Source organism: Massilia putida, assembly GCF_001941825.1.
Lineage (GTDB): Bacteria > Pseudomonadota > Gammaproteobacteria > Burkholderiales > Burkholderiaceae_D > Telluria > Telluria putida.
The window spans coordinates 1,731,522-1,756,463 of record NZ_CP019038.1 but is presented as its reverse complement, the minus strand read 5'-3'; the positions used below and the strand labels follow the sequence as shown (position 1 = coordinate 1,756,463).

25 protein-coding genes and 4 pseudogenes are annotated in these 24,942 nt (G+C 65.8%); 17 read left to right on the top strand and 12 right to left on the bottom strand.

Annotation, left to right across the window (positions count from 1 at the left end; all coding sequences use genetic code 11):
• Positions 1–15: 15 nt before the first annotated feature.
• On the top strand, positions 16–252 hold the full coding sequence (locus BVG12_RS09975) for a hypothetical protein (protein ID WP_075792266.1): 237 nt from the start codon (positions 16–18) through the stop codon (positions 250–252).
• 83 nt (positions 253–335) lie between these two features.
• Here the strand turns inward: BVG12_RS09975 and BVG12_RS09970 are convergent, their stop codons facing one another.
• From BVG12_RS09970 to BVG12_RS09945, 6 genes are all read right to left on the bottom strand, one after another.
• On the bottom strand, positions 336–1,442 hold the full coding sequence (locus BVG12_RS09970; RefSeq protein ID WP_075792265.1) for a porin: 1,107 nt from the start codon (positions 1,440–1,442) through the stop codon (positions 336–338).
• Positions 1,443–1,537: 95 nt separating this feature from the next.
• Complete coding sequence (gene maiA, locus BVG12_RS09965; protein WP_075792264.1) at positions 1,538–2,182, bottom strand: maleylacetoacetate isomerase; 645 nt, start codon at positions 2,180–2,182, stop codon at positions 1,538–1,540.
• Positions 2,179–3,543, bottom strand: a complete 1,365-nt coding sequence (locus tag BVG12_RS09960) for an MFS transporter (RefSeq protein ID WP_075792263.1) — start codon at positions 3,541–3,543, stop codon at positions 2,179–2,181. The genes maiA and BVG12_RS09960 overlap by 4 nt, the downstream gene beginning before the upstream one ends.
• A gap of 55 nt (positions 3,544–3,598) precedes the next feature.
• Entirely contained in the window at positions 3,599–4,306 is a 708-nt protein-coding gene (locus tag BVG12_RS09955) for a fumarylacetoacetate hydrolase family protein (RefSeq protein WP_075792262.1), read from the bottom strand.
• Positions 4,307–4,338: 32 nt separating this feature from the next.
• Positions 4,339–5,388, bottom strand: coding sequence for a gentisate 1,2-dioxygenase (gtdA, locus tag BVG12_RS09950; RefSeq protein WP_075792261.1), 1,050 nt, complete (start codon positions 5,386–5,388; stop codon positions 4,339–4,341).
• A 20-nt stretch (positions 5,389–5,408) separates the two neighbouring features.
• Positions 5,409–6,626 carry a 3-hydroxybenzoate 6-monooxygenase gene (locus BVG12_RS09945; RefSeq protein ID WP_075796287.1) on the bottom strand — a complete coding sequence of 406 codons (1,218 nt, stop codon included), beginning with the start codon at positions 6,624–6,626 and terminating at the stop codon, positions 5,409–5,411.
• 110 nt (positions 6,627–6,736) lie between these two features.
• Here BVG12_RS09945 and BVG12_RS09940 point away from each other — a divergent pair, with 110 nt between their 5' ends.
• Complete coding sequence (locus tag BVG12_RS09940; protein ID WP_075792260.1) at positions 6,737–7,642, top strand: LysR family transcriptional regulator; 906 nt, start codon at positions 6,737–6,739, stop codon at positions 7,640–7,642.
• A 113-nt stretch (positions 7,643–7,755) separates the two neighbouring features.
• Here BVG12_RS09940 and BVG12_RS35835 read toward each other — a convergent pair.
• Both BVG12_RS35835 and BVG12_RS35830 read right to left on the bottom strand, forming a co-directional pair.
• Positions 7,756–7,932, bottom strand: a pseudogene (locus BVG12_RS35835) (ATP-binding protein); the annotation flags it as partial.
• Between the two features lie 56 nt (positions 7,933–7,988).
• Positions 7,989–8,108 (bottom strand): annotated as a pseudogene (locus BVG12_RS35830) (PAS domain-containing protein); the annotation flags it as partial.
• Positions 8,109–8,361: 253 nt separating this feature from the next.
• Between BVG12_RS35830 and BVG12_RS35825 the strand changes: the two are divergent.
• The 9 genes and pseudogenes from BVG12_RS35825 (at position 8,362) to BVG12_RS09890 (ending at position 14,891) form a co-directional block, all read left to right on the top strand.
• Positions 8,362–8,595, top strand: a complete 234-nt coding sequence (locus BVG12_RS35825; RefSeq protein ID WP_075792259.1) for a tautomerase family protein — start codon at positions 8,362–8,364, stop codon at positions 8,593–8,595.
• A gap of 80 nt (positions 8,596–8,675) precedes the next feature.
• Entirely contained in the window at positions 8,676–9,809 is a 1,134-nt protein-coding gene (locus tag BVG12_RS09920; protein ID WP_075792258.1) for a muconate/chloromuconate family cycloisomerase, read from the top strand.
• Between the two features lie 23 nt (positions 9,810–9,832).
• Positions 9,833–10,123 (top strand): muconolactone Delta-isomerase, encoded by a 291-nt coding sequence (gene catC, locus BVG12_RS09915; protein WP_075792257.1) that lies wholly within the window; start codon positions 9,833–9,835, stop codon positions 10,121–10,123.
• Between the two features lie 31 nt (positions 10,124–10,154).
• Positions 10,155–11,066 carry a catechol 1,2-dioxygenase gene (gene catA / locus BVG12_RS09910; RefSeq protein ID WP_075792256.1) on the top strand — a complete coding sequence of 304 codons (912 nt, stop codon included), beginning with the start codon at positions 10,155–10,157 and terminating at the stop codon, positions 11,064–11,066.
• Between the two features lie 13 nt (positions 11,067–11,079).
• A pseudogene (gene pcaD, locus BVG12_RS09905) lies at positions 11,080–11,864 on the top strand (3-oxoadipate enol-lactonase).
• Positions 11,865–11,961: 97 nt separating this feature from the next.
• Positions 11,962–12,102, top strand: a pseudogene (locus BVG12_RS09900) (MFS transporter); the annotation flags it as partial.
• A 20-nt stretch (positions 12,103–12,122) separates the two neighbouring features.
• A complete protein-coding gene (locus tag BVG12_RS35820) occupies positions 12,123–12,275 on the top strand; it encodes a hypothetical protein (RefSeq protein WP_370662857.1) in 153 nt (50 codons plus the stop codon).
• Between the two features lie 484 nt (positions 12,276–12,759).
• Positions 12,760–14,391 (top strand): methyl-accepting chemotaxis protein, encoded by a 1,632-nt coding sequence (locus tag BVG12_RS09895; RefSeq protein ID WP_083684863.1) that lies wholly within the window; start codon positions 12,760–12,762, stop codon positions 14,389–14,391.
• Positions 14,392–14,642: 251 nt separating this feature from the next.
• On the top strand, positions 14,643–14,891 hold the full coding sequence (locus tag BVG12_RS09890; protein WP_075792254.1) for a hypothetical protein: 249 nt from the start codon (positions 14,643–14,645) through the stop codon (positions 14,889–14,891).
• 131 nt (positions 14,892–15,022) lie between these two features.
• Here the strand turns inward: BVG12_RS09890 and BVG12_RS09885 are convergent, their stop codons facing one another.
• Genes BVG12_RS09885 through BVG12_RS33980 form a run of 3 tightly spaced genes read right to left on the bottom strand, consistent with a single transcriptional unit; the run spans position 15,023 to position 16,710 of the window.
• Positions 15,023–15,772 (bottom strand): transporter, encoded by a 750-nt coding sequence (locus BVG12_RS09885; protein WP_075792253.1) that lies wholly within the window; start codon positions 15,770–15,772, stop codon positions 15,023–15,025.
• Positions 15,765–16,562, bottom strand: coding sequence for a COG4705 family protein (locus BVG12_RS09880; RefSeq protein ID WP_075792252.1), 798 nt, complete (start codon positions 16,560–16,562; stop codon positions 15,765–15,767). Before BVG12_RS09880 ends, BVG12_RS09885 begins: the two co-directional genes overlap by 8 nt.
• On the bottom strand, positions 16,537–16,710 hold the full coding sequence (locus BVG12_RS33980; protein WP_156895599.1) for a hypothetical protein: 174 nt from the start codon (positions 16,708–16,710) through the stop codon (positions 16,537–16,539). The genes BVG12_RS09880 and BVG12_RS33980 overlap by 26 nt, the downstream gene beginning before the upstream one ends.
• A 30-nt stretch (positions 16,711–16,740) precedes the next feature.
• On the opposite strand from BVG12_RS33980, the gene BVG12_RS09875 reads away from it, so the two are divergent.
• The 5 genes from BVG12_RS09875 (at position 16,741) to BVG12_RS09855 (ending at position 21,924) form a co-directional block, all read left to right on the top strand.
• Entirely contained in the window at positions 16,741–17,406 is a 666-nt protein-coding gene (locus BVG12_RS09875) for a response regulator (protein WP_075792251.1), read from the top strand.
• Positions 17,382–18,734 carry an ATP-binding protein gene (locus BVG12_RS09870; protein WP_075792250.1) on the top strand — a complete coding sequence of 451 codons (1,353 nt, stop codon included), beginning with the start codon at positions 17,382–17,384 and terminating at the stop codon, positions 18,732–18,734. The genes BVG12_RS09875 and BVG12_RS09870 overlap by 25 nt, the downstream gene beginning before the upstream one ends.
• Positions 18,735–18,783: 49 nt before the next feature.
• Positions 18,784–19,812: a YncE family protein gene (locus tag BVG12_RS09865; protein ID WP_075792249.1), complete on the top strand. Its 1,029-nt coding sequence runs from the start codon at positions 18,784–18,786 to the stop codon at positions 19,810–19,812.
• Positions 19,813–20,325: 513 nt separating this feature from the next.
• Positions 20,326–21,033 carry a hypothetical protein gene (locus BVG12_RS09860; protein ID WP_075792248.1) on the top strand — a complete coding sequence of 236 codons (708 nt, stop codon included), beginning with the start codon at positions 20,326–20,328 and terminating at the stop codon, positions 21,031–21,033.
• Between the two features lie 174 nt (positions 21,034–21,207).
• A complete protein-coding gene (locus BVG12_RS09855; RefSeq protein WP_075792247.1) occupies positions 21,208–21,924 on the top strand; it encodes an MgtC/SapB family protein in 717 nt (238 codons plus the stop codon).
• A 13-nt stretch (positions 21,925–21,937) separates the two neighbouring features.
• Here the strand turns inward: BVG12_RS09855 and BVG12_RS09850 are convergent, their stop codons facing one another.
• On the bottom strand, positions 21,938–22,507 hold the full coding sequence (locus BVG12_RS09850) for a DUF4337 domain-containing protein (protein WP_075792246.1): 570 nt from the start codon (positions 22,505–22,507) through the stop codon (positions 21,938–21,940).
• 655 nt (positions 22,508–23,162) lie between these two features.
• On the opposite strand from BVG12_RS09850, the gene BVG12_RS09845 reads away from it, so the two are divergent.
• The gene (locus BVG12_RS09845; protein ID WP_075792245.1) at positions 23,163–24,920 is read left to right on the top strand and encodes an alkaline phosphatase family protein; all 1,758 of its coding nucleotides are present in this window, start codon (positions 23,163–23,165) and stop codon (positions 24,918–24,920) included.
• Positions 24,921–24,942 lie beyond the last annotated feature (22 nt).

Genomic DNA, 24,942 nt, shown 5'->3' with positions numbered 1-24,942 from the left:
TCGTCTGTATCGGACATGACCGGCCATGCATTCGAGGAAGTCAAAAACGCATCGGTCCGTCTGCGCCAACGGGCGTTTGTGACCGCGCCCGACGCCGCTCGCCAGGAACGCGACGCTCTCGATGCGGCCGAGCGCCAGGCGGGAAGGATCCTGTCCGACTGCTCGCCGCGTGCCGGAGCGGAGAAGGGACGGCAACTGTCGGCCGCGTTGAGGCCGGCCAAGCACTGCGCCTTTCTAAGCGAACTCATGTAACGTCGCAGCGTGGACCGCGGCCGCGCTCACTGCACCGGGCGCCAGCCGGATCGCCATGTGGCCGGAGGTCGAGGCAACCGGGGTCAGAACATGTGACGCAGGCCAGCCATCACGCCGTTTTGCGTGCGGCCGGGGGCAACCGTACCGCCGGCATCGAGCGCTACCGCGGCCGCACCGTGGTTGTCCATCCGCCCGGCGCCCGCGTAGACGGCGCTGCGCTTCGACAGGGCATAGGTCAGGCGCGCCACCAGCATGCTGGTGGCGTCCGGCGAACCCTTGGTGTTGCGGCGCGCGACCTGGGCGTCGAGCGTGAATCGCGCCTCGACGGGCACACTGATGCCGAGATAATACAGGTCCGATTCCGAGATCCCCTGGACCGCATCGGTCTTGCGATCGATGACGCCCGCACCGATCTTGCCGGCGCCCAGCATCAGGTAACCGTTGGCGGTGACGCGGCGGTCGTAGTTCGCGCTGCTGCTCAGGCCGTTCGCGGCGCCGGTGCCTCCGTACAGTTTGTCGTAGGTCACGTTCATGCCGTAGGCGCCGGTCTCGTAGCCCAGCAGCGCGGTGTACTGGCGGCAGGCGCGCGCATTGCCCGGCGCTTCGCCGGGACATCCGGTCGCCGAGGGGCCGCCGGCCGCCGAGGCATCGCGACCGAAGCTCCAGCTGGCGCCGACCCGCAGTTTGTCGAAACTGGCGGTATAGGCGATCGCATTGTCGCTGCGCGCGTTCGGCAGGTACAGGTCGATGCTGCTGATCGAATACAGGTTCGGTCCCAGCACGTCGCTCTTGGCGGTGGCCAGGTAGGTCATGTTGAGGATACGGCCCAGCTGCAGCATGCCCCAGCCGCCGCGCAGGCCGACCCAGGCCTGGCGGCCGAAGATGCGGCCGCCCTGGCCCAGGGTGCCGACGTCGGGGTTATAGCCGCTTTCGAGCGTGAACACCGCGGCCAGGCCGCCGCCCAGGTCCTCGGTGCCACGAAAGCCGAGGCGCGAAGGCAGGCTGCCGGTCAGCGAGGGCTCGCGCGTGACGCCATGTCCGGCCGCGTCCGCGTTGCTGACGTGCTCCAGCGCGACGTCGATGACGCCATACACTGCCACCTGGCTCTGCGCGTGCGCGCCGCCCGTTCCCAGTGCCGCCGCCAGGGCGATCGCCATCGCGGCGCGATTCAGTTTGCTCCGTTTGCTCATTCATGTCTCCACTTGTCTTATAGGTTTTGTAATGCGGTGCGGCTGCCATGCGCCGCCGCTCCGGGCGCCTGCGCCCCGGCTTATGTCGCGTCGGGTTATGTCGCGTCGGGTTGGACTTCCGGCCGCGCAGCGGCGAACGCAGGCAGTTCTTCGCAATGTGCGCCGATCGCCACCAGGGTGGGAAAGGGGGCCAGGTCACATCCGAAGCGGCGCGCGTTGTACAGTTGCGGCATCAGGCAGCAATCCGCCATCGTCGGCGCGTCGCCGTGGCAGAATTGCCCGGTGTCCGAACTGCCCGACAGCTGGCGCTCCAGGGCCGCCAATCCGATGCCGACCCAGTGGCGATACCAGGCGGTCTTCTGCTCGGACAAGACGCCCAGCTGCTGTTCCAGGTAGTTCAGCACGCGCAGGTTGTTCAGGGGATGGATGTCGCAGGCGACCGCTTGCGCCAGGGCGCGCACCCGCGCCCTGGCGCGTGCGCCGGACGGCAGCAGGGGCGCGCCTGGGACGGTTTCATCGAGGTACTCGATGATCGCCAGGGATTGCGGAAGCACCAGGCCGTCGTCCTCGAGCACAGGCAGCAGATGCTGCGGATTGAGCGCGTCGAAGGTGGCGCCGAACTGTTCGCCTCCGTCTTTCGACAGGTGGACGAAGGCTTGCCCGGCCTTGATGCCTTTCAGGTTCAGGGCGATGCGCACGCGGTAGGACGCGGAGCTGCGGTAATAGGTATGGAGTTTCATGGGGTTGGGGTCTCGCCGGTGGAATCGATGTGAACAAAGGCCGATGCGGCGCGTCGGTCCTGGCGGCGGCCCATCTGCATGAGCGCCAGCGCAGCCAGTACCGACGGCACTGCCAGCAACAGGAAGATGGTCTGGTTGCTCAACTGGGCGGCAAGAAGCGAGCCACCGGCCATCGAGCCGACCACCGAGCCGCTGCGCCCGACGGCGTTGGCCCAGCTCACGCCGGTCGCGCGGTTCGCGGTGGGATAAAAGGCCGCGGACAGCGCGTTCGCGCCCACTTGAGAACCGCTGACGCCAAAGCCGACGCCGAACACCGCCAGGACCAGCAAGGGCACGTTGTCGATGAAAATGCCGACGGCGGCAATGCAGAGCGCGGCGACGAGGTAGGCGACGGCCAGTACCCGGTGCGGACGGAAGCGGTCCATCCAGCGCCCCAGCATGACGGCACCGATCGTGCCGCCGATCTGGAATGCCGAACTGATGAACGATGCTTCCGACAGCTTGTGGCCGGCGTTGTGCAGCAGCGTCGGCAGCCAGCTCGACAGCAGATAGATGATCAGCAGACTCATGAAGAAGGTCGTCCACAGCAACAGCGTGCCGCCCAGCAGGCCGGCGCGAAACAGTTGCGCGACCGGCGAACCGGGCAGCTTGATGTCGTCGACCACCAGGCGCGGCACCTGCACGGCCGCACCAGCGATGTGTGTGGCGATCGCGCTCGCGCCGTCGCGCCCGCGCAGCACGAGCCAGCGCAGTGACTCCGGCAACGCCACCGCCAATATCGGCAGCAGGACCAGCGGTGCGGCGCCGCCGATGACGAGAATGCCGCGCCAGCCGACCGCGTCCAGCAGCTGCGCCGCCACCAGGCCGCCCAGGGCCGAACCGATCGTGAAACCACAGAACATCAGGGTGACCAGCCCGGAGCGGCGCGATTGCGGACAGTATTCAGACGTCAGCGTGACCGCCGTCGGCATCGCGCCGCCCAGGCCCAGTCCGGTCAGGAAGCGCAGCGCCAGCAGCATGCCGAGGTCGCCCGCGAACGAGGACAGCAGGCAGGTCAGACCAAAGAAGCCGACCGAGGCGAGCAGCACCGGCTTGCGTCCGTAGCGGTCGGCGAGCGGGCCGAACAGCAGGGCGCCCGTCATCAGCCCGAACAGGCCGGCACCGAACAGCGGCGCCAGCGCCATCGCGCTCAAATGCCATTCGCTGCGCAGTACCGGGGCGATGAAACCGATCGATGCGGTATCGAAGCCGTCGATCGCGACGACCAGGAAACACAGGACCAGCAAGCGCTTCTGCAGGGCGGAAAAGGGGTGCTGTTCAAGGAACTGCTGTACGTTCATCGTGGACATGAGTGTCTCCATGCGTGTTGTGGGCGATGGCGGACTTCTGCGGTCCGCTCTGGCCAGAGGTGGGAAATCAGACGATCTGCACGTGAATCGGGGACAGGCCGTCGACGCTGCCGACCATGGTCTGGCCGGGCCGTACCGCGCCGACGCCTTCGGGCGTACCTGTCATGATCAGGTCGCCCGGCCGCAGTTCGAACAGTGTCGACAACTGGGCGATGGTGTCACTGACGTTCCAGATCAGGTTGGCAAGATCGCTGCTTTGCACGATCTTGCCGTCGACCGTCAGCGTGATCGCGCCGCTGTCGAGGGGGCCGTTGTGGGCCAGCGGCGTGATCGGACCGATCGGCGCCGAATAGTCGAAGGCCTTGCCGATTTCCCAGGGCCGACCTTGTTCGCGCATGCGCATCTGCAGGTCGCGCCGGGTCATGTCCAGGCCGACCGCGTAACCAAAGATATGGCTGGCGTCCTCGGGAGCGATGTCGCGGCCGGCCTTGCCGATCGCGACCACGAGTTCGATCTCGTAGTGGTAGTTATCGGTGCGCGACGGGTAGGGAATGGCGACCGTCCTGCCTTCCGGCACCGGCACGATCGATTGCGCATCGTTCGGCTTGCAGAAGAAGAAGGGCGGTTCGCGGTCGGGGTCGAAGCCCATCTCGCGCGCGTGCGCGGCGTAGTTGCGGCCCACGCAGTAGACGCGGCGCACCGGGAAACTGGCGTCGCTGCCGTTGATGGGGAGACCGACGGCGGCAGGCGCCGGGAAAACGAAGTTGTCGCTCATGAAATGCTCGCTAAATGGATATTGGAGAGGCGTTACTCGGGAAGGAATTCTTCACGCAACTGGCCGATCGCCTGCAGCACCGGGCGGTCGGAAAAGCTGAACAGCACGGCGTCGTCAAGGGCGTCCAGGGCCAGGGTTGCCCAGGACGGCACGACGAAGGTGTCGCGCGGCGCGAACTCGAAGCGCCTGCCGCCGATCGTCGCGCTGCCGCGGCCCTCGACCACGCTGTAGACGGTGCCGTCGGTACTGCGGTGGGGCAGTCCCTCGAAGCCGGCGGGCAGCAGCTGCATGCAGGCGCCGATGGTTGGCATCGGGGCGCCGCCCGTCAGCGGGTTCACATAGCGCAGCTTGACGCCGACCCAGGCATCGATCTCCTGCTGGCGGCGCAAGGTCTCGAGCGCTTCGCGTGAACGCTCGTACGGGTAGTTGAAGATCGGCGAGCTGCCGCCGGTACCGCACTGGTGTACCGGCGCCATATTGTGGCCATAGGCGGCGAAGCTATGCCCCTCCGGCCGTGCGACCGGCTGGCTGGCGGCGTCGCCGTTCTCGGCGAAGCCGCCGTTGAAGAAGCGCGTCATCGGGATATCCAGGCCATCGAGCCAGACCACCGGCTCGCTCACGCCGTCGATGCCCGGATTGCCGTGGTCGTGCCAGGTCCAGGACGGGGTCAGGATGAAGTCGCCGGGATGCATGGTGGTGCGCTCGCCATTCACCGCCGTGTAGGCGCCCTTGCCCTGCACGATGAAGCGCAGCGCGGCCTGGGTGTGGCGGTGCGCGGGCGCGACTTCGCCGGGCAGGATCAGCTGCAGGCCGGCGTACAGCGAGCGGGTGATCGAGGCGCTGCCCTGCAGGCCCGGATTTTCGAGCACCAGCACGCGGCGCACCGCTTCTTCGGCCGAGATCACCTCGCCGGCGCGCATCAGGTGCGGCAAGATGTCCTGGTAGCGCCACAAGGCGGCCTCGTAGTCAGGCGTCGGCTGCCTGGGCACCAGGGTGTGCAGGGACTCCCACAGCGGGATCAGATGCAAGGCCTGCATGTCATGGTAAAGGGCGCGGCGCGCTTCGGGCAGATTGGTGTTCATGGTTCGTCCTCCTTGTGACATCAGGCGGTGGCGAGGCAGTTGTCGACGCTCCAGCCGTACAGCCAGGCGAGGGCGTCGTAGAAGCCGGCAGCGCTGCGGCCCTTCCAGAGGTCGTTGCGGACCAGGCGCTCCACGCCCTTGGCGTGGTATAGCCGGCCCATCTCGCGCACCGACAGCACCACGCGCGCGGTGCGGGTGATGCGCGATTTCTGGTACAGGGCAAACGCGGCATCCATGTCGTAGCCGCAGCGGCGCACGGCTTCTCCCAGGGTGACGGCGTCTTCGAGCGCCATGCAGGCGCCCTGGGCGAGGTACTGCATCATCGGGTGGGCGGCGTCGCCCAGCAGGGTGATGCGCCCGCGCGTCCAATTGTCCACCGGGTCGCGGTCGGCGGTGCTCCAGCGGCGCCAGCTCGAAGGCGTGTGCAGCAGCTTGCGCGGCAGATCGGCGATGCCTGTGAAGTAGGACAGCACCTCATCCTTGCTGCCGTCGCGCACGCCCCAGACTTCCCGCTCGCGGCTGTGGAAGGTCACGACCAGGTTGTACTGGTCGCCGCCGCGCAGCGGGTAATGCACCAGGTGGCAGTCGGGGCCGGCCCACACCACCGGGGCGTTCACGCGTAATTCCTCGGGCATCTCGGCAACCGGCACGACGGCGCGGTAGACCACGTGCCCGGACACGTGCGCCGGGTCGCCCACCACCACGTCGCGCGCCACGGACTTCACGCCGTCGCAGCCGATCAGGTAATCGGCCTGGAAGCGGCGGCCGTCGCTGGCGGTCACGGTGACGCCGGCATCGTCCTGGCCGATCGCGGCGATGTGGCATGACGTGATCAGCTCGATCCCGGGCGTGGCGCGGACTTGTTCGAGGATGGCGGTGTGGATGTCGGCGCGATGGATCACCGCATACGGGTTGCCGAAGCGGGCGCGGAAGGCGGCGCCCACCTCGATGTCGGCCACCGTGCCGCAGTCGACCGCATCCATCATCACAAGCCGGTCGGTGAAGACGGCGCGTTCGCGCACCGCGGCGCCGACCCCGAGGGCGTCGAGCGCGGCGAAGGCGTTCGGTCCGAGCTGCAGCCCGGCGCCGATCTCGCCCAGCGTGGCAGCCTGTTCCAGCACGGTGACGGGGATGTTCAGGCGCGAGAGCGACAACGCCGCGGCGATTCCGCCGATGCCGGCGCCGGCGACGATGACGGACGGCCGCGCCGGGGCGGGAGTGGAGTTAGAAGGTGTCATGATGGTCCCCATTCGTTTTCTGAATGGGGCCAGTCTGACCGAACGCCACTATTTTAGAAACGGATCGTTTATGATTTCCTTGATCAGGATTTTAAATAATACTTCTATCGATGAAGCGTTTCGACCTCGAGCTGCTGCTCATCTTCGACGAAATCTACAAGACCGGTAACGTGACCCGGGCCGCGGACAATCTCGGTCTGCCGCAGTCGACGGTCAGCCTCGGCCTGGGCAAGCTGCGCGGCCATTTCAACGACCAGCTGTTCAGCCGTACGGCGCGAGGCATGGTGCCGACCCCGCGCGCCCAGAACGCGATCGGGGATGTGCGCCGCTCGATCCAGGCCCTGCAACATGCGCTGGCCGACCAGCCGGTGTTCGATCCGGCCGGCAGCAGTCGCGAATTCCGTATCTGCATGACGGACATCAGCGAGATCGTGCTGCTGCCGCGCCTGCTGAACCACTTGCGCGAAGTCGGGCCCGGCATCCATCTCGAGATCTCGAAGATATCGCCGGACAGCCCGGCCGAGCTGGCCGACGGCACGGTCGACCTGGCCGTCGGCTTCATGCCGCACCTGGAGGCCGGCTTCTACCAGCAAAAGCTGTTCGACCAGCACTTCGTGTGCCTGGCCTCGAACACCCATCCGCGCGTGGGCGAGGTCCTCAGCCTCGAAACGCTGCGCCGGGAAGGGCATGTGCGGGTGCGCACCTCCGGCACCGGCCATGCCATTGTCGACAAGATCCTGGCACGTGAGGGCATCGAGCGCAACGTGGTGTTGAATCTGCCCAGTTTTCTCGGCGTAGCGCGCATCGTCGCGCAGACCGAGCTGTTGGCGATCGTGCCTTTCCGCTACGCGCACGTGCTGGCGGCAAGCGAAGCGATCCGGCTGTTGCCGGTGCCGGTCGAACTGCCCAGTTTCCAGGTCAAGCAGCACTGGCACGAGCGCTATCATGCCGACGTCTCGAACCGCTGGCTGCGCCAGGAAGTGGCTGCGTTGTTTGGCTCCGGTGACAACGAGTAGCGGCCGCCAGGACGCTTCGGGCCGCGCGATCGGGCGACCGCACGGACGTCTGCCCAACGGCCTGTGCAATAGCGGCCGCAAGGTCGGCTTTTTGTAATCAAATATTTCGAGGTTTAGTGACCGTCGGATTGTAAAGGCAGCGAGAAGCGGAACAGTGCCCCGCCTTCGGGCGCCTGTTCCGCCCAGATGTCGCCCCGGTGCCGCGCGACGATGTTCCTGCACAGCGCCGGCCCGATCCCGTTGCCGCTGACCTTGGAGGTGAAGAAGCCGTCGAACAGCCGCTCGTGCAGCGCAGGCCGATCTCGCGCCGGTATTGCTCGGCGCGCGCGCTCATGTCCGGCGCCTCCAGCGCGAGCAGCTCGTCGAGCGTGAAGCCGAGGACCGTGCAGGCGGCCGGGTTGGCCCACAGGATCGCCTTGGTTGCGGCGTCGTGCACGATGACGCAGGACGACATGGCTTCCACCATGCGCTTGAAATCGCCCAGTTCGAACTGCGCCATTGTTCGCCTTTCCGTTGAAGTCCGTTGCCGATTATACGGAGACGACGCGCGCCGTCACCGCCACTACGTACTTTCCATCGCCACTACGTAAGTTCTTTAGCGGGTGCATGGTTTTTGCCTGGCGCAACCGAAATCCTTCGAATTGAAGGGCCATCGCAGTCTCCCTACACTGGATTCACGCCTGTTCATGCGCTGACTGGCTTCATTCGAAAGGTAAGCGATGCCGACCGTCCAGGCATTCATATTGACCGGCCATTCGGATGGCCGGAAGGCGCGCCTGATCGCCGTCCTCACCGACGCGGTGGTGGAAGCGATCGATGCCCCGGTCGACACCAGGTGCGGGCACGAGGCCTCGTCCTCGCGGCCTGATTGCGGGGCAGGGCGCGCCGCACACTCTGGTACGCAGGCGCCTGATAGCGAGCCGGTTCGTGCCGCGCCGGCTTATACCTTGTAGGTATGCGACATGCTCCAATCGGTCTTGGACGCCGCTTCCGCCAGTTCCTATGATGGTCTGGAAAACCATCCGAGGAACCCATGAGCGAGAATTCCATCCTGATCGAAGGGGTCGACGTACTCCTGCTCGATCTACCGACCATCCGCCCGCACCAGCTGTCCGTCGCCACGATGCGCCGTCAAAAGCTGGTGCTGGTCCGCATCCGCGCCAGCGACGGTATTACGGGCTGGGGCGAGGCCACCACGATCGGCGGCCTGGCCTACGGCGAAGAGAGCCCGGAGAGCATGCGTGCCAATATCGAAACCTATATGGCGCCGATCCTGGTCGGCCTTGATGCCACCAGCCCGAATGCGCGCATGTTCGAGCTGCGTTCGCGCCTGCAGGGCAACCGGTTTGCGCTGTGCGCCATCGAGACGGCGCTGTTCGACGGGCAGGCGCGCCGTCTCGGCGTGCCCTTGTCCGATTTGTTCGGCGGCCGCGTGCGCGACAGCCTGCCGGTGGCGTGGACCCTGGCCAGCGGCGACACCGCGCGCGACATCGCCGAGGCCGAGCAGATGCTGGACCTGCGCCGCCACCGCGTGTTCAAGCTGAAGATCGGCGCGCGCGACGTGCGCGCCGACGCCGCTCACGTGGCCGCCATCAAGCGCGCGCTGGGCGACCGCGCCAGCGTGCGCGTCGACGTCAACCAGGCCTGGAGCGAGACCGACGCGATGCTCGGCATGGCCATGCTCGAACACGCCGGCGTGGACCTGGTCGAGCAGCCGATCGCGGCGCACGACATCGAAGGCATGCGCCGCCTGCGCACGATGAACCGCGTGCCGCTGATGGCCGACGAGGCCCTGCATGGTCCGCTGGACGCCTTCCGCATCGCCGAGCGCCGCGCGGCCGACGTCTTCGCCATCAAGATCACGCAATCCGGCGGCCTGCGGGGCGCCCAGCAGGTGGCGGCGATCGGCGAGGCCGCCAACATCGGCTTGTACGGCGGCACGATGCTCGAGGGCGCGGTCGGCACCGTCGCGTCGGCCCAGCTGTTCGCCACGTTGCCTGAACTGGCCTGGGGCACGGAGCTGTTCGGGCCGCTCCTGCTCACCGAGGAGATCCTGCGCACGCCGCTCGCATACCGCGAATGCGCCCTGCAGTTGCCAACCGGTCCGGGCCTGGGCATCGAACTGGATGAAGACCGCATCGCCTTCCTGCAGCGCCAGCAGCACTGAACAACGACACGAACGAGACCACCATGTTATTCAAAGTCAGCATGACCGTCCGCCTGCCGCACACGATGCCGCGCGAGGAAGCCGATGCCCTGAAGACCCGCGAGAAGGCACTTGCGCAGGAATTGCAGCGCAGCGGCAAGTGGCGCCACCTGTGGCGCGTGGCGGGGCGCTACGCCAACGTCAGCATCTTCGACGTGGCCGACAACACCGAGCTGCACGACCTGCTGCTGTCGCTGCCGCTGTTCCCTTACATGGAGATCGAGGTGGAAGCGCTGTGCCGCCATCCGTCCTCGATCCATGATGACGACCGTTGATCCACACCCCCAACACATCAAGGAGACACACATGAACAAGACCGCCATCGAGGCGCTGCTGCGCCAGATCGAGAGCACCGAAAAGGACACCGGCAACCCGCGCGTGCAGGCCATCGTCAACCGCATCGTGCGCGACCTGTTCGTCACGATCGACGAGTTCGACGTGCAGCCGCACGAATTCTGGAGCGCCGTCGGCTACCTGACCGAGGCCGGCCGCTCAGGCGAGTGGGGCCTGATCGCCGCGGGCCTGGGCTTCGAGCGCCTGCTGGACGTGCGCATGGATGCGGAAGAGGCGCGCCAGGGCGTGACCGGCGGCACCCCGCGCACCATCGAGGGCCCGCTGTACGTCGCCGGCGCGCCGGAATCGGTCGGCTTCGCGCGCCTGGACCAGGATCCGCAGCCGGGTGAGGTGTTGTTCATGCAGGGCCAGGTGCGCGGCGCCGACGGCAAGCCGGTCGCCAACGCCACGGTCGAAGTCTGGCACGCCAATCACCTGGGCGGCTATTCCTTCTTCGATCCGAGCCAGACCCCGTACAACCTGCGCCGCACGATCCGCACCGACGCGGAAGGACGCTACCGCTTCCGCAGCAAGCTCCCGGTGGGCTACAGCGTGCCGCCGAACGGTGCCACCGACAAGCTGCTCAAGGCGCTCGGCCGCCACGGCACCCGCCCGGCCCACATCCACTTCTTCGTGACGGCGCCGGGCCACCGCAAGCTGACCACGCAGATCAACATCGACGGCGATCCATACCTGTGGGACGACTTCGCGTTCGCCACGCGCGACGGTCTCGTTCCCGCCGTGACCAAGGTCACCGACCCGGCAGCGCTGCGCGCCCATGAGGTCGACGCACCGTTCTACTCGATCGACTTCGACTTCGACCTGCACGCCCAGCGCGACGGCCTGCCGGCGGACCAGATCGAACGCGCCCACTTCGAAGCCTGACGGAGACGCCGCGATGCCGATCCTCGATCCCGGGCCGCAGCAGATCAGCTACATGCTGCAGGGCCCTGCACACGCGCCCGTGCTGGTACTCTCGAATTCGCTTGGTACGACCATGTCCATGTGGGAAGAGCAGGCCGGCGCGCTGGCGCGTGACTTCCGCGTGCTGCGCTACGACACCCGCGGCCACGGCGGTTCCGGCTCCGGCGTGGATGCCGAGGCCGGTTACACGCTGGACCAGCTGGGCGGCGACGTGCTGCGCCTGCTGGACGGTCTCGGCATCGAGCGCGCGCACTTCTGCGGCATTTCGATGGGGGGCTGACCGGGCTGTGGCTCGGCATCCACGCCGGCCGGCGCCTGGAGCGCCTCGTGGTCGCCAACAGCGCGGCGCGCATCGGCACCCAGCCCGGCTGGCGGGAGCGGGCGACCCAGGTCGCCGCCTCCGGCATGGGGCCGGTGGCCGACGGCGCACGCGGCCGCTGGTTCACGGAAGGCTTCGCGCAAGCTTCCCCGACGGTCGTCGCGGCGCTGGTCGGCGGGCTGCGCAACATATCGCCGGCCGGCTATGCGGCGTGCTGCCTGGCGCTGGGCCGGGCCGACCTGCGCGAGGACATCGGCGCGATCCGCGTGCCGACGCTGCTGATCGCCGGACGGCACGACCCGGTCACCACGGTCGACGACGCGAACTTCATGCGTGACCGGATCGCCGGCGCCCGCTGCGAGGTCCTCGACGCGTCGCATCTGTCGAACATCGAGGCCTCGAAGGAATTCACCGGCCAGCTGCGCACCTTCCTGGGGTAGGGCCGGGGCGGCCTGTGCGGCCGCCGACCGCGGCGACGCGGTTACCAATTACGAACAAGGAATCGGCCGCAATGACGGGCAGATATCGGAGACAAGCATGTTCGACACCACGACCGGTTCCAGCGCGGTGCGGCCCGCGGCCGCCCGTGATTCCGACGACGCGCTGTACCGCAAGGTATCGCGCCGCATCATTCCCGTTCTTTTTCTCTGCTACGTCGTTTCCTTCCTCGACCGTATCGCCCGGATCATTTCCATGCCGTGCGCTTCCTGCTGGGCGTGTTCGAGGCCGGCTTCTTCCCGGCATCGTCCTCTACCTCACCTGCCTCGGGACACGGCAGCGTGCCGTGCGGCCGCCAATCCTGGGTGCGCCTGAGCAGCCGCGCCGGCGACCTGAGCGTGGGCCGCCAGTAATCCCCGGCCTTCTTCACGATCGTCACTTACGGCCTGGGCGGCGCGCCTGACGTATGCGTTCGCGAAGCGCGGCGCTTCTACGGCGCCGTCGGGCGCATGGACAACCATGGCCAGGCTGCGATCGCCCTCGATGCGGGCGCGCGGTCGCACCGGGCCGCCCGCAGAATGGCGTCATGGCCGGGATCGGGCACGTGTTCTGACCCTTGCGCGGCTTTGAACGCAGGCGTGGCGGGAGTCGTGCATGGAAATGCACGGCGTTCACCTGATCATACCTGGCCGATATAGTTTCCATACCGAAATGGTGTTGGACGAGGTCGCTGCGCCTCTCTACTCTTCCACCTTGCCGCGGCCGCGTGCGTTCGGCACAGCCGCGATATCGGGCGGTGTCCGTCCCGCCCGTTCATCACGCCATCCCAAACCACATGGACGACGGCACGCAGCGCAACACGCCAGCGATCGTCCGGAACGCACCAGCAGGAGACCCATGACCCTTTCGTTTCGCATCAAGCTTTTCCTGCCCCTCGTACTCAGCTGGGTGTGCCTGCTCGCGGTGGTCGCGGCCAACAGCCTGCACGAACGCACGCTGCGCATGGACGAGCGCAAGACGCAGATCGCCAACGCCGGCGACATGGGGATTTCGATTTTGAAGGAGTACGCGGCCATGGCCGCCGCCGGCAAGCTCACCGACGCGCAGGCGCGCGCCCAGGCGCTCGCCGACATCAAGGCGCTGCGCTATGGCGACACAGGCTATCTGCTCGTGATCGATTCGAAGCAGATGCTCATGCATCCGCTCAAGCCGGATCTTGTCGGCCGCAGCGTTGCCGACATCCGCGATGTCGAGGGCCGGCAGATGTGCCTGGACGCGCTGAACGTGGTCAAGGACGCCGGCAAGGGTTTCACTTACCTCATGTGGAACAAGCCCGGAGCGACCGAGCCGGAGCGGAAAGTGACGTACGACGTGCACTTCCAGCCATGGGACTGGACCATCATGACAGGGCTGTACATCAGCGACGTGGAGTCCGCTTTCCGTCGGTCGCTGCTCCAGTCGATGCTGGTGCTGGCGCTCGCCGGCCTGATTCTTTCCGCCTGCGTCGTAGCGATCGTGCGCAACATCGAGCGTTCGCTGGGCGGCACGCCGGAGCAGGCGGCCGCGCTGGCCCATCGCATCGCGCAGGGCGACCTGGCCACGCCGATCGAGACGCGCCCGGGCGATACGGCCAGCCTCATGGCATCGATGAAGATCATGCGCGACGCGCTCGTCGGCATCGTCGGTCGCGTGCGCGCGGGCACGGCGATGATCGCCGGCGCGTCCAGCGAAATCGCCGCGGGCAATGCGGATCTGTCCGCACGCACCGAGGACCGCGCGGCTTCCCTCGAAGAAACGGCTGCGTCGATGGAGGAATTGACGTCCGCGGTCCGGCAGACCGCCGACAACGCGGACGAGGCCGATGCGCTGGCACGTTCGGCGTCGGACGCAGCGCAACGCGGCGGCGCCGTCGTCGCGCAGGTCGTCGACACGATGGCGTCAATCGACGCGTCGTCGAAACGGATCGCCGACATCATCGGCGTCATCGACGGCATCGCGTTCCAGACCAATATCCTGGCGCTGAACGCCGCGGTGGAAGCGGCGCGTGCCGGCGAGCAGGGGCGGGGTTTTGCCGTCGTGGCCGGCGAGGTGCGCAACCTGTCGCAACGCTCGACAGCGGCCGCCCGGGAGATCAAGGCGCTGATCGATGACGCGGTCGACAAGGTCGACATCGGCACGAAGCTCGTCAATCATGCCGGCACGTCGATGCACGAGATCGTCGACCTCGTCGGCAGGGCGTCGTCGATCATCGGCGACATCACGCTCGCGGTGCGCGAACAAAACGTTGGTATCGAACAGATCAACCGCGCGATCGGCCAAATGGACCAGGTGACCCAGCAGGACGCGGCGCTGGTCGAGCAGGTTGCGGCCGCGTCCGAGTCGATGCGTCACCAGGCTGCGGAGCTGAGGCAGGCAGTCAGCGTCTTCCTGCTCGCGGAGCAGGACACGTCGCGATCTGTCCGGTTACCGCCCGACCGTGCGACGACGATTTCCAACACGTCGAGCCGGGTCCAGCCGGTGTTGCCGTAGCCGGACTGCCGCCGCACTGCCTAGCGTTGCCCTTGAGGATCGTCGAGGCCCAGCCGGAACGCCTGTGCCGACGCGCAGGCGGCGTCGCCCGATGGCGGCAACGGCAGCGACGATCCTGGCAGGTTGGTTGGGCAGGCGGACATGGTCCGGGAATCGCCGTGTACAAGGGTATCGGGGGCAGCCGACTTGGCTGGTCGGAAACGGTGTCGCGCGGTACGCCAACGGTTCGCACGACAAGGGGTTCCCCCGACATGACAGTCGCCGCGGGACCGTTGCACAACAGGGAGCCGTGGGCGGGTTCGCTGATCGGCAAGCGCACCGGCGCCGTCCACCAGTCGGATGCCGATGCCGCGACGCCGGCGGCGTACGACACCTGCCGCGCCGGTGCGTACACGAGCGCGGACCTGGCGATCGCCTATCGCTTCGCGAATCCGGGCTTGCGCCTGCGTATGCTGAAGGTCCAGCTGGACGTGTTCAACGTGTCGGCAAGCAGGACGTGACCCCGATCTCGTCTGGCAAGACGGTGGCCGGCGACCGGTACACGTCCCAGGCGCCGCGCAGCTTCCAGGTCTCGGTTCGCGCGGGTTTCTGATCGATGCGCAGAGGCGTCGCGTGCCGACGGCGACATCGGTTATTGAAAACTTGTCCTCAGACCGATGTACGCCGTCCCGTTGTTGCTCGTGTGGGCATTGCGCAATCCATGTCCCGCCGAGAACAACAGCGCCAGGCCGTCGCGCAGTTGCAGGATGCCGCCCAGGTTGAAACCCGTCGCAGTCGCTTCGTCGATGTGGCGGCGCGTGCTTCCATAGACCTCTGCGCCGAGCTGGAGGCGCGCATCGACCTCGTACAGTGCGGTGATCCCGCCCGCCCATGCGTTGTGCGCATCCGCGCCGTGATCGAGCCAGTAGCCCGCACCGCCAAAGACGGTCCAGCGACCCCGTGTGGTTTGCAGCCACAGCGGCAGATAGACGCTGTGCGCCCCCGCACCGAGGCCGCGGCGCGCGCTGCCGGTCGGGAGCTCGAGCATCGGGTAGATCCCCACCATCCAGTCGCTGCGTGGCTGGTCGGGGCTCGTCAGCCGGTATTTGACGCCAAGTTCGAGATCGCCCAGGCCGACGGCGTTCCCGCCAGTGCCGCGCGTATAAGCGAGCTGTGGCTGCGCGTGCAGCTGCACATCGGGAAGCGCGCCGTAGTTCAGGTCGATCCCTGGGAGGGCGCCGCCACTGCCGTTCATGGTGCGCAGCCAGGTCGCGCCATAGTTGATCTCCCACGCGTGCAGATCGACGGGCTCGGGATCGTCGGTGACGAAAGGCGGGCCCGCGTAGACGGACGTCCACGCCATGGTTGCCAGCACGACGTACCGGCGCACGGCCTTAATCATGCGGCGCGCGCTGCAGGCGTTCCGCCCGCTGGGGCAGCAGGATGACCAGCAGGAGCATGCAAACCACGAGTGTCCCCGAAGCCGTGTAGCGGCTCAGCGCCAGGCCGCCGTTGGCCACGGGCTTGTCGAGATAATCGCCGACCGTCGCGCCCAGCGGCCGGGTCAGGATGAACGCGGCCCAGAACAGCGCGGTGCGCGACGTGCGTGTCCAGAAATACAGGGCGACCACCACCAGGAGACCGGCACCGAACAGGGCGGCACCGCCGCCATAGCCGAATCCCCATCCCGTTTCCGGATCGGCCACCCAATCACCGAGTGCCGTGCCGAGGGTCTGGGAAAACAGGATCGTGACCCAGTAGAAGATCTCCGCCGCGCGCGTGTCGAGCCGCTTGATCGACACCGATCCGAGGCTGCGGTGCCAGGCGAAGAGCGTCAGCATCAGGAGCGCGAACAGCAGCGCCGAGCCGCCGAGGTAGCCGATGCCCAGCGAGCGGTCGCACAGGTCCGCGAGGGTGGTGCCCACCGTCGTGGTGGCCACGATGACGGCCCAGAACAGGAAGGGGTGGAGGCGGCTGGCCCGGATCTGTGCGGTCAGCGCGATCGCCAGCAGGACAGCGAAAATGCCGGTGCCGGCGAGATAGCCGAGGTTCATCGACATCGTCACGGTATCGCTGGCAGTCTCGCCGAGTGTGGTCGCGAGAATCTTGATGAGCCAGAATCCCAGTGTGACGGCGGGCACTTTGGCCAGGTCGGCGTGATGGTGATCATGGGCGGAAGCTGCGGCGCTCATACGGACTCCGATTGACGATAATGCGCGTCATCCTAGCCCAATCGCCGCGTTCGCCAGCGTTGATTTCCATGACTTGTTGTGAATCCGCCAAAACGACCACGGCCTCAGTGACCGCTAAGTTTTGTGCCATAGTGTCGTCCAGTTGCATGAACTGGACCGTAGACACAAAAGGGGTGGCATGCGGGTGTTATTGGCAGAAGATGATGTGATGATCGGCGCGGCCGTGCAGGCCGCCTTGCGCGATGCGTCGTATGCCGTCGACTGGGTACGCAATGGTACCGAGGTGCCGGTTGCCGTCGGTTGCCAGCATTACGACATGGTGTTGCTCGATCTCGGCTTGCCGGGTCAGGATGGCCAGCACGTGCTGCGCAGCTTGCGCGGTGCGGGCCGGACCTTGCCGCTCCTGATCATTACCGCCCGGGACGACCTCGACGAACGGTTGCGTGGGCTCGACGGCGGGGCGGACGACTATCTCGTCAAGCCGTTTGCCATGGCGGAGTTGCTGGCCCGTATGCGGGCGGTCGTGCGGCGCCAGAATGCGGGCGGGGCCATCGTCCTTTCCAACGGCATCGTCGCGCTGGATCCGACGACGCGCGAAGCCTGTGTCGGCGACGGCGGTTCCGTCACCCTCTCGAACCGCGAATTCGCCGTCCTGCATGCGCTCATGGTGCGGCCCGGCGCGATACTGTCGCGCAGCGACCTCGAAGACCGCGTCTATGGTTGGGGCGAGGAGGTAGAGAGCAATGCGATCGAGTACCTCATCCACGCGTTGAGGCGCAAGCTCGGCATGCACGTCATACAGAACATCAGGGGCGCGGGATGGATGGTTTCCAAGCGCGCTTGAGCTCGTCACTCCGGTTGCAGCTGTCTTGCGTGCTCGCGGCAGTCATGTTCGTGGCCGCGATCGCCGCCGGGACGTTCTCCTTCATCACCGCATTACGGTCCGCGAACGATTTGCAGGACGACACGTTGCGCGAAATCGCAGCGCTCGCGCTGCGTCTGCCAGCCGGCACGTCGCTGGCGCGGCCGGCAGGCATGCCCGCAAGTCGAAACCGGGACGCGCGTGTCCTGGTGGACACCCTTGGCGGCGACGGATCCAGGTCGTCGCCGTTGGCGCTTCCGGCGCAAATCCCGGACGGCTTCAGCACGCGCGACGTCGCGGGTACGGGATACCGCGTCCTGGTCCAAACCTTCGCCGATGGGCGCAGGATCGCGGTTGCGCAGGAAACGGACCTGCGCGACGATGCGGCGCAGGACAGCGCAGTGCGTACCGTGCTGCCGCTCGTGATCCTGACGTTCGTCCTGCTGGTCGCGGTGACGGTATCGGTGAGCAAGGTCCTTGCGCCGGTGACCGCGGCCGCACAGGAGCTGGATGCGCGCGACCAGCACGACCTGAGTCCGTTGAACGACCAGGCGGTGCCGATTGAAGTGCGTCCTTTTGTCGTGGCATTGAATCGCCTGCTCGGCCGGCTTGCGGCGACACTGGCCGTCGAACGCCGTTTCATTGCCGATGCCGCACATGAGCTGCGCACGCCGATGACTGCCATCGCACTGCAGGCCGAGCGGTTGGGCGCGGCGCCGATGCCGGACGAGGCCAAGGCGCGACTCGCCGTCCTGCACCAGGGAATCGTGCGCGGAACGGCACTGCTGGACCAGCTGTTGTCGCTGGCGCGCGCGCGCCTGCAGCCATCGGCGGAACGGCACGGCACATCCGTGCGGCCCGCGCTGCGCCGGGTGCTTGAGGACATGCTGACCATGGCGGAAGCCAGGAACGTCGACATCGGCATCGCCGAAGAAGCCGACGTGCGGGTTCCGCTGAGCGAAGCTGATCTTTACGTGCTGATCAAGAACCTCGTGGACAACGCGATCCGCTACGGGCCCGCGGGCGGGCGGGTGGACCTGGCGGTGTGCGCCGATGTGGAACATGTGGTGATCGAGGTCGTCGACGAGGGCCCCGGCATTGCCGACGATGAGCGGGAACGTGTCTTCGCGCCGTTTTATCGAGGTGCCGGGCAGGATCAGTCTGGTACCGGGCTAGGACTCGCCATCGTCGCTTCCATCGTCGACAAATGCGGCGGCAAGGTGGCCTTCCATCGGCGGGACGAACAAACGCCCGGCGGCTTGCGCGCACAGGTTGCTCTGCCGCGTCTGACGTCGCGTCAGCAGGCATAGGCCTGGCGTGGCCCGTATGCAAGGTCGTTCATTCACTATCGGAGGAAACATGATGCACACAATGTGGCGTTACCTCACGGCTGCCGGGCTGTCGGCGATGCTCGGGACGACGCTCGGCGCGCACGCGGGCGAGAGCAGTTATCGGGTAATGGACAAGCGCGTCCTCGCAGGACCGGTACGCTGGGATTACCTGTCGGTCGACAGCGAGCGACATCACTTGTTCCTGACTCGCGGCGACCATGTCGACGTCTACGACGTACGGAAGCGGGAAGTCGTCGGCAGCATTCCGGCGACGCCGGGGGTGCACGGCGTGGCGGTGGCGGCCGATCTCGGGCTCGGCTTTTCGAGCAACGGGGCTGCGAATACCGTCACGGTCTTCCATCTGGACACGCTCGCGCCGCTGGCCACAGTGGCGGTGGGCGCCGGTCCGGACTCGCTGGTCTACGATGCCGCCACCCATCGGGTGTTCGTCGCCAATGGCAAGGCGAACAGCGTGTCCGTCGTCGATGCCGTCACCCGAAAGATAGCGGGCACGATCGCGTTGCCCGGCGCACCCGAAACCGCAGTGGTGGATGGAAAGGGGCGTCTGTTCGTCGCCCTGGAGGACCGCAACGCGATTGCCGAAATCGATACACGCAAGCTGAAGCTGGTGGCCGAACACCGCGTCGCGCCCGCCTGTGACGAACCGGCGGGCCTGGCGATCGACCCGCAGGCCGGCTTGCTTTACGCGGGTTGCCACAACCAGAAACTCGCCATCGTCGATGCGCGGTCGGGCAAGGTCGTCGGTGCCGTGCCGATCGGGCGCGGCAACGATGCCGTCGCCGTCGACCTGCAGCGAAAACTTGTCTTTGCGTCCAACGGCGACGGGACGCTGACGGTGGTCGATGCGGCGGCGCCGTTCGCGGTACGCGGAACGGTCGACACCATGCCGCGCGCCCGGACGGTCACGCTCGATCCGGCGACACACGACCTGTATCTCGTGTCGGCCGAAGCCGACACGACGGCGGCGCCCAGTTCGAATGGCCGGGCTGCCCTGAAACCGGGTACGTTCACGGTCATCACGGTGGGGGCGGAATAAAACCGGGCGCGTTCCGCGCTACCTGGCCCGCCGGGAAAATCGACGTCGGGTTCGTTCCGCCAGACGCGAACGAGTTGCCGATCGTGGACGTCGGCGAACTTACCGCCAGGGTCTGCACGGCGTGCCAGGCACATTCGCCCCCGGCCCCAGCCTCGCTCCCGCCGGCCTTCGTTCGAGCCCGTCCTGTCGTGGAAGGGACGTGCAACACGACAGAATGGTTCCGCGCCCAACGTCCATTGCCGCACGTTTCACTGAGCCGAGTCCGGCGGCTGAAGAAGCGCTTAAATTACAAAGCGTTAACACACTGCCTTTTCCAAGCCGGAACGCATAGCAAGCTGCTTATCATGAGATATCTCGGACTCGGTACACGACTCGGGTTCGCCTGCGGTCGCCGCCAGGGTGATGCAAGCCAGGCCACGCACTGACGTTTGCGCCATGTCGCCATTTACCTGCTGCCGGGATTAGGCACCTGGTGAGCGAAGTCGCCCTATTCATATCGTAAAAAAATCACTTATGCACGAGCTTGGACAAACCCTGAAACGACATATGCGCGAGATATGGATAGCGCGCGCCGCTATTCTTGTCACGGCGGCGCTCAATGCTTTTCTCATCAATGATCTGACGGCCTTCCCGTGGTGGCTTGCATCCGTGGTCGAACTGGCCTTGCTCGTGCCGCTATCGGTGGCCACTGCTTGGACGCATACCCAGATGCTGCGCGCGACGAGCCAGCATCACTGGACCCTGATTCATCATCGGCGTCGAAAAATTCGTCAGGCCGCAATCGTACTGACGATGGTCATCACACTCATTAATTTTCAGTCGCTGTTCGGCGTACTGAAGGCTCTTCTTTACGGTGCCAAAGGCACCACCGGACAAAGCCTTCTCGTCGACGCGTTGAACATATGGCTCACAAACATCGTCGTATTTGCCTTGTGGTTCTGGAATATGGACCGCGGCGGTCCGGCAGCGCGCGGCTTGATCAAACAACCGGTCGCCGATTTGATGTTTCCTCAAATGAACTCGGATTGCCCAGGGCACGAGACATGGACACCCGGCTTTTTTGACTACGTATTCGTGTCGTTCACGAATGCGACGGCGTTTTCCCCGACCGATACGCTGCCGCTTAGCGTGCGAGCCAAGCTGTTATTTATGGTGGAGTCGTTTGCATCGTTGCTGACGGTTGGTCTGGTGGCGGCGCGGGCTGTCAACATCCTGTCCTAGGGTCTTGCGCGACGTACCTGGAATGTTGAACTGCACAATCGGGGTCTCATTCGGCAAGCGGTAACGAAGTTGACGCTTCGAAGAGCACGTCTTTTATTCGGGGGGAAAACCCCTGCCGAGGCAGGCTCTCGGTTAATGTACGGCGGACGCCGATCAACTCTACGAGGTTTTTTTATGGAAGCCGTGCGTAACGTTGACTTGCAATCCTTGTTGGACACGTTCATCAGCTTGAGTGCCGCGTTCGTTCTTGGCGGCATAATCGGTCTAGAAAGACAATACCGGCAACGCACCGCCGGCCTGCGCACGAACGTGTTGGTTGCGGTCGGGGCCGCGGTGTTTGTCGATCTGGCGAACCGTTTGAATGGACGTGATGCGGCGGTGCATGTCCTCGCTTATGTGGTCTCGGGCATCGGGTTCCTTGGCGCCGGCGTGATCATGCGCGAGGAAGGCAATGTGCGCGGTTTGAATACCGCCGCTACCCTGTGGTGCGCTGCCGGCGTCGGCGCGGCCGCTGGTGCCGACCTGATCCTGGAAGCGGTACTTGCCACGCTGTTCGTGCTCGGTGCGAACACGCTTCTGCGTCCGGCCGTCAATGCCTTGAACCGACGGCCGCTGGACGTCGACTCGGCCGAGGTCACCAACACCGTCTACGTGATCGCCCAACGCGGCGAACGCAAGAGCATCGTCGAGCAGATCGAGCATCACCTCGCGCGCTGCAGCTATCCCGCACGCAATCTCGAAGTTCATCCATTTGGCGCGGACGAGATCGAAATTGCCGCCACATTGGCCGCGACATCGATCGATGGCGCGGAACTTGACGCCGTGGTCGGCCAGCTCGCTGCCATCCCCGCGGTACGGCAAGTGTTCTGGAGCCCAAGCACCAGCGAATGAGAGAGCGCTTACCTCACGGTAAAAACGCCGAAATCGCCGCGCCAATGCCGACCAGCGCGGCGCCGGCGGCGCCCCACAACAGCCAGCGGCGACGCGTCAACACGGTGATCGCGGCCAGCGCGATGCCGATCTGGAGGAAGCCCAGCGCGAGGGCAAGGTGCTCGTGCGGTCGCAACTTCGCGTCCGACTCGCGCGCCAGGCGCTGCGATGCCGACTCCAGTTGCTTCGCCTCGCGCTGCACTTGGAGGCGCTCCTTGTCCTCGAGGTCTCGTTCCGCGGTAAACCGCCGGCGCACCTCCGGATCCGTCGCCAGCGCCGCAACGCCGTCGGCGATGTGCGATTTGGTCGACTTCGACTGGTAATAGGCCCACTGATCGCTCGCTCGGCTCTGCAAGAGAATGCTCTCGTTCTTCAGCACCAGGGCTTCGGTCTGGGCGTTTCCGCTTGCATAGTTGACGATGGCGCCGACCGTCGACAGGACCGCCGTCATGAGCGCAATGCGCTGGGCCAGTTTGTCGCGCTGTTCAACCGCATGCTCGACAGCATGATTGTGTGGTCCTTCAACCTCGAAGTCATCATCCATTCGTATCTTCCTGGGTTGGGCGATATTCGTGCCTGCGGCCGCGACGGTCGCCCGTCATCGCTGCCGCTCCGAACAGGGCATTCAGCTTGCTCACCGCGTTTCTTGCCTCATCGGAGGCTCCCGGCCTCGCGGGACGCGAGCAGCATGCGGACGAAATTCCAAAATCCCGCGGTCGATCAAGCGCCTGTTGCCTGCAATGCCCGCGGTTTTTTGCTAGCACAACGATCATGCCACCGCATGCACCATGGGGACCTTTACCTTACGGAATCGTAACGCACATCGATCCCGTGGTCCGGCTCAACAGGGCGTCACGTCCTGCCTGGCGCCTCGACCGAGCTTTTTGCGTGACTCCTGCCGTAGCGAGCAATCCATGCCGGGACGCCTTACCGGCGCTGCCGTCGCCGCGCCGCCAGCCGGTGCCGCGGCGGGCAGCGCGGCCACAAGCGGTACGCACAGCGGCAGATACGGCGGCGAGACCGGGGTGCCGGACGCGCGGGACGCGTGCCTGATGGAGTGGCTCTGTATTACAAATCGTCGGCACCGGATACCTTTGAACGCGCACCATGATTACGGTCCGTCCATCTCTCGTTGGCTGCCATATTCCGGACATATTTCTTAAATAACCTTTGGCGATCTTAACCACTGTGGAGGGCGTATGATCGGAACGAAAAGCCAATCCTTCGTTGTCGCCGGAGCCGCCGTACTACTCGGCCTTGGGCTAGCCGCCTGCGGAGGTAGTGGATCGACCTCGAGTACTTCCTCGACTGGCATTGCGCCCGGCCCGGCAGGTCTCCAAGGCGTCAAGCATGCGTTATTGATCAGCATCGATGGCTTGCACCAGCAGGATCTTGCTGCCTGCGTCGCGGCCAGCACCTGTCCGAACATTGCCAGCCTGTCGAATACGGGCGTCACCTACACGGCCGCGAATACGCCCGGCCTGTCCGACTCCGTGCCTGGACTTGCCGCCCTCGTGACAGGCGGCAGCCCGAAGAGCACGGGCCTGTTTTACGACGATATCTACGATCGGAACCTGTACGCCGGAACCGACGCCACGTGCACGGGCAAGCAGGGCGTGGAGGTGTTGCTGCAAGAGCAGGCGGGTGAGGATGCCTTCAATGGCGGTGCTCTGGTCCACCTCGACGGCGGCGGCGATTTCAACTCCCAACAAGTTCCACGGATGAAGAATGCCGCAGGTAGCTGCGTACCTGTTTATCCGCACAATTTTATCCAGACCAACACCATCTTCGAAGTCGTTCGCCAGAACATTGCCGGGGCCTACACGGCCTGGGCGGACAAGCATGCGTGGGGGACCGACTGGGTCAATGGTCCGTCGGGCACGGGCGTGATGGACCTGGCCCGCACCGAGATTAACGCGGATTTCAATACCGCGCGTGGCTTCGCCAGCGCCGCAGGCTACGATTTTACGAATACGCCCACGCAGACCAAGGTGTTCGATCATTACCATACCCAAATCATCCTGAATCAGATCGACGGGCTCGACTCGACCGGCGTGGTCAGTGCTGCGGCAGGGGGCGCGCTCAAGAGTAACAAGATCCCCGTACCAACACTGTTCGGCACAAACTACCAGACACTCAGCGTTGCCCAGAAAGCACTCAACGTGAACGGTGGCGGCTACAAGGACGCCAACTTCACGCCGAATGCGCTGACGGCCGACGCCATCGCGTTTCTGGATGGGGAGATCGGACAGATCAAGGCCGAACTGAGCAAACAGAATCTGCTCGGCAGCACGCTGATTATCATCAGCGCCAAGCACGGGCAGACGCCGGCCGACCGTTCGGCGCTGCGCAAGATCGGCGACACGATCGGCTCTACCCTGGCCGCTGCCAATCTCGGGGCGAACAGCAATATCGGTTCGGGAACCGATTCCGTCACCGGCAACGTCCTGGGTACGGGGCAGTTCACGGAAGACGATGTCGGCTTCATCTGGCTCAACGACCAAAGTGACGCAGCGCGCGCCGCCGCCATCGCGGCGCTCAAGGCAAACCTGGGCTGCCCGGCCGTGGACCCGACGTCGAAGATCATCGTTGCCGGCCAATCGAATCCCGGCATCTGCGCGGGCACGGATCCCGGCAGCGGCGTGATCGACCTGAAGGCCGACGGGCGCTTCGGAGACCCCGCCAAGGGCCGGACACCGGACATCATGGTCCAGCCAAACGCCGGCGTGATCTATTCGAAGTCCGGGAAAAAGGATGCCGAGCACGGCGGAGCCGCGCCCAATGATTCGAATGTCGCCCTCCTTGTGTCGTTCCCGACGCTGTCCAAGCAGACGATCGGTACCGCGGTGGCGACCACGCAAGTTGCGCCCACGATCGTGAAAGCGCTGGGCCTCGATCCTGGCTTGCTGAACTCGGTGACGTCGGAAGGTACCGCGGTGCTGCCTGGCCTGTTCTGAAGTTGCGAACGCCGCTGCCGGT

What these genes read in the sequence shown, in the direction of transcription:
- BVG12_RS09850 (WP_075792246.1), bottom strand. Translation starts at nt 22,507, where the DNA reads ATGGATGATGACTTCGAGGTTGAAGGACCACACAATCATGCTGTCGAG.
- BVG12_RS09895 (WP_083684863.1), top strand. Translation starts at nt 12,760, where the DNA reads ATGACCCTTTCGTTTCGCATCAAGCTTTTCCTGCCCCTCGTACTCAGC.
- BVG12_RS09890 (WP_075792254.1), top strand. Translation starts at nt 14,643, where the DNA reads ATGACAGTCGCCGCGGGACCGTTGCACAACAGGGAGCCGTGGGCGGGT.
- BVG12_RS09960 (WP_075792263.1), bottom strand. Translation starts at nt 3,543, where the DNA reads ATGGAGACACTCATGTCCACGATGAACGTACAGCAGTTCCTTGAACAG.
- BVG12_RS09880 (WP_075792252.1), bottom strand. Translation starts at nt 16,562, where the DNA reads ATGAGCGCCGCAGCTTCCGCCCATGATCACCATCACGCCGACCTGGCC.
- BVG12_RS09865 (WP_075792249.1), top strand. Translation starts at nt 18,784, where the DNA reads ATGATGCACACAATGTGGCGTTACCTCACGGCTGCCGGGCTGTCGGCG.
- BVG12_RS09860 (WP_075792248.1), top strand. Translation starts at nt 20,326, where the DNA reads ATGCACGAGCTTGGACAAACCCTGAAACGACATATGCGCGAGATATGG.
- BVG12_RS09945 (WP_075796287.1), bottom strand. Translation starts at nt 6,626, where the DNA reads ATGACACCTTCTAACTCCACTCCCGCCCCGGCGCGGCCGTCCGTCATC.
- BVG12_RS09970 (WP_075792265.1), bottom strand. Translation starts at nt 1,442, where the DNA reads ATGAGCAAACGGAGCAAACTGAATCGCGCCGCGATGGCGATCGCCCTG.
- BVG12_RS09855 (WP_075792247.1), top strand. Translation starts at nt 21,208, where the DNA reads ATGGAAGCCGTGCGTAACGTTGACTTGCAATCCTTGTTGGACACGTTC.
- BVG12_RS09920 (WP_075792258.1), top strand. Translation starts at nt 8,676, where the DNA reads ATGAGCGAGAATTCCATCCTGATCGAAGGGGTCGACGTACTCCTGCTC.
- catC (WP_075792257.1), top strand. Translation starts at nt 9,833, where the DNA reads ATGTTATTCAAAGTCAGCATGACCGTCCGCCTGCCGCACACGATGCCG.
- catA (WP_075792256.1), top strand. Translation starts at nt 10,155, where the DNA reads ATGAACAAGACCGCCATCGAGGCGCTGCTGCGCCAGATCGAGAGCACC.
- BVG12_RS35825 (WP_075792259.1), top strand. Translation starts at nt 8,362, where the DNA reads ATGCCGACCGTCCAGGCATTCATATTGACCGGCCATTCGGATGGCCGG.
- BVG12_RS09955 (WP_075792262.1), bottom strand. Translation starts at nt 4,306, where the DNA reads ATGAGCGACAACTTCGTTTTCCCGGCGCCTGCCGCCGTCGGTCTCCCC.
- BVG12_RS09875 (WP_075792251.1), top strand. Translation starts at nt 16,741, where the DNA reads ATGCGGGTGTTATTGGCAGAAGATGATGTGATGATCGGCGCGGCCGTG.
- BVG12_RS09975 (WP_075792266.1), top strand. Translation starts at nt 16, where the DNA reads ATGACCGGCCATGCATTCGAGGAAGTCAAAAACGCATCGGTCCGTCTG.
- gtdA (WP_075792261.1), bottom strand. Translation starts at nt 5,388, where the DNA reads ATGAACACCAATCTGCCCGAAGCGCGCCGCGCCCTTTACCATGACATG.
- BVG12_RS09885 (WP_075792253.1), bottom strand. Translation starts at nt 15,772, where the DNA reads ATGATTAAGGCCGTGCGCCGGTACGTCGTGCTGGCAACCATGGCGTGG.
- maiA (WP_075792264.1), bottom strand. Translation starts at nt 2,182, where the DNA reads ATGAAACTCCATACCTATTACCGCAGCTCCGCGTCCTACCGCGTGCGC.
- BVG12_RS09870 (WP_075792250.1), top strand. Translation starts at nt 17,382, where the DNA reads ATGGATGGTTTCCAAGCGCGCTTGAGCTCGTCACTCCGGTTGCAGCTG.
- BVG12_RS09940 (WP_075792260.1), top strand. Translation starts at nt 6,737, where the DNA reads ATGAAGCGTTTCGACCTCGAGCTGCTGCTCATCTTCGACGAAATCTAC.
- BVG12_RS33980 (WP_156895599.1), bottom strand. Translation starts at nt 16,710, where the DNA reads ATGCAACTGGACGACACTATGGCACAAAACTTAGCGGTCACTGAGGCC.
- BVG12_RS09845 (WP_075792245.1), top strand. Translation starts at nt 23,163, where the DNA reads ATGATCGGAACGAAAAGCCAATCCTTCGTTGTCGCCGGAGCCGCCGTA.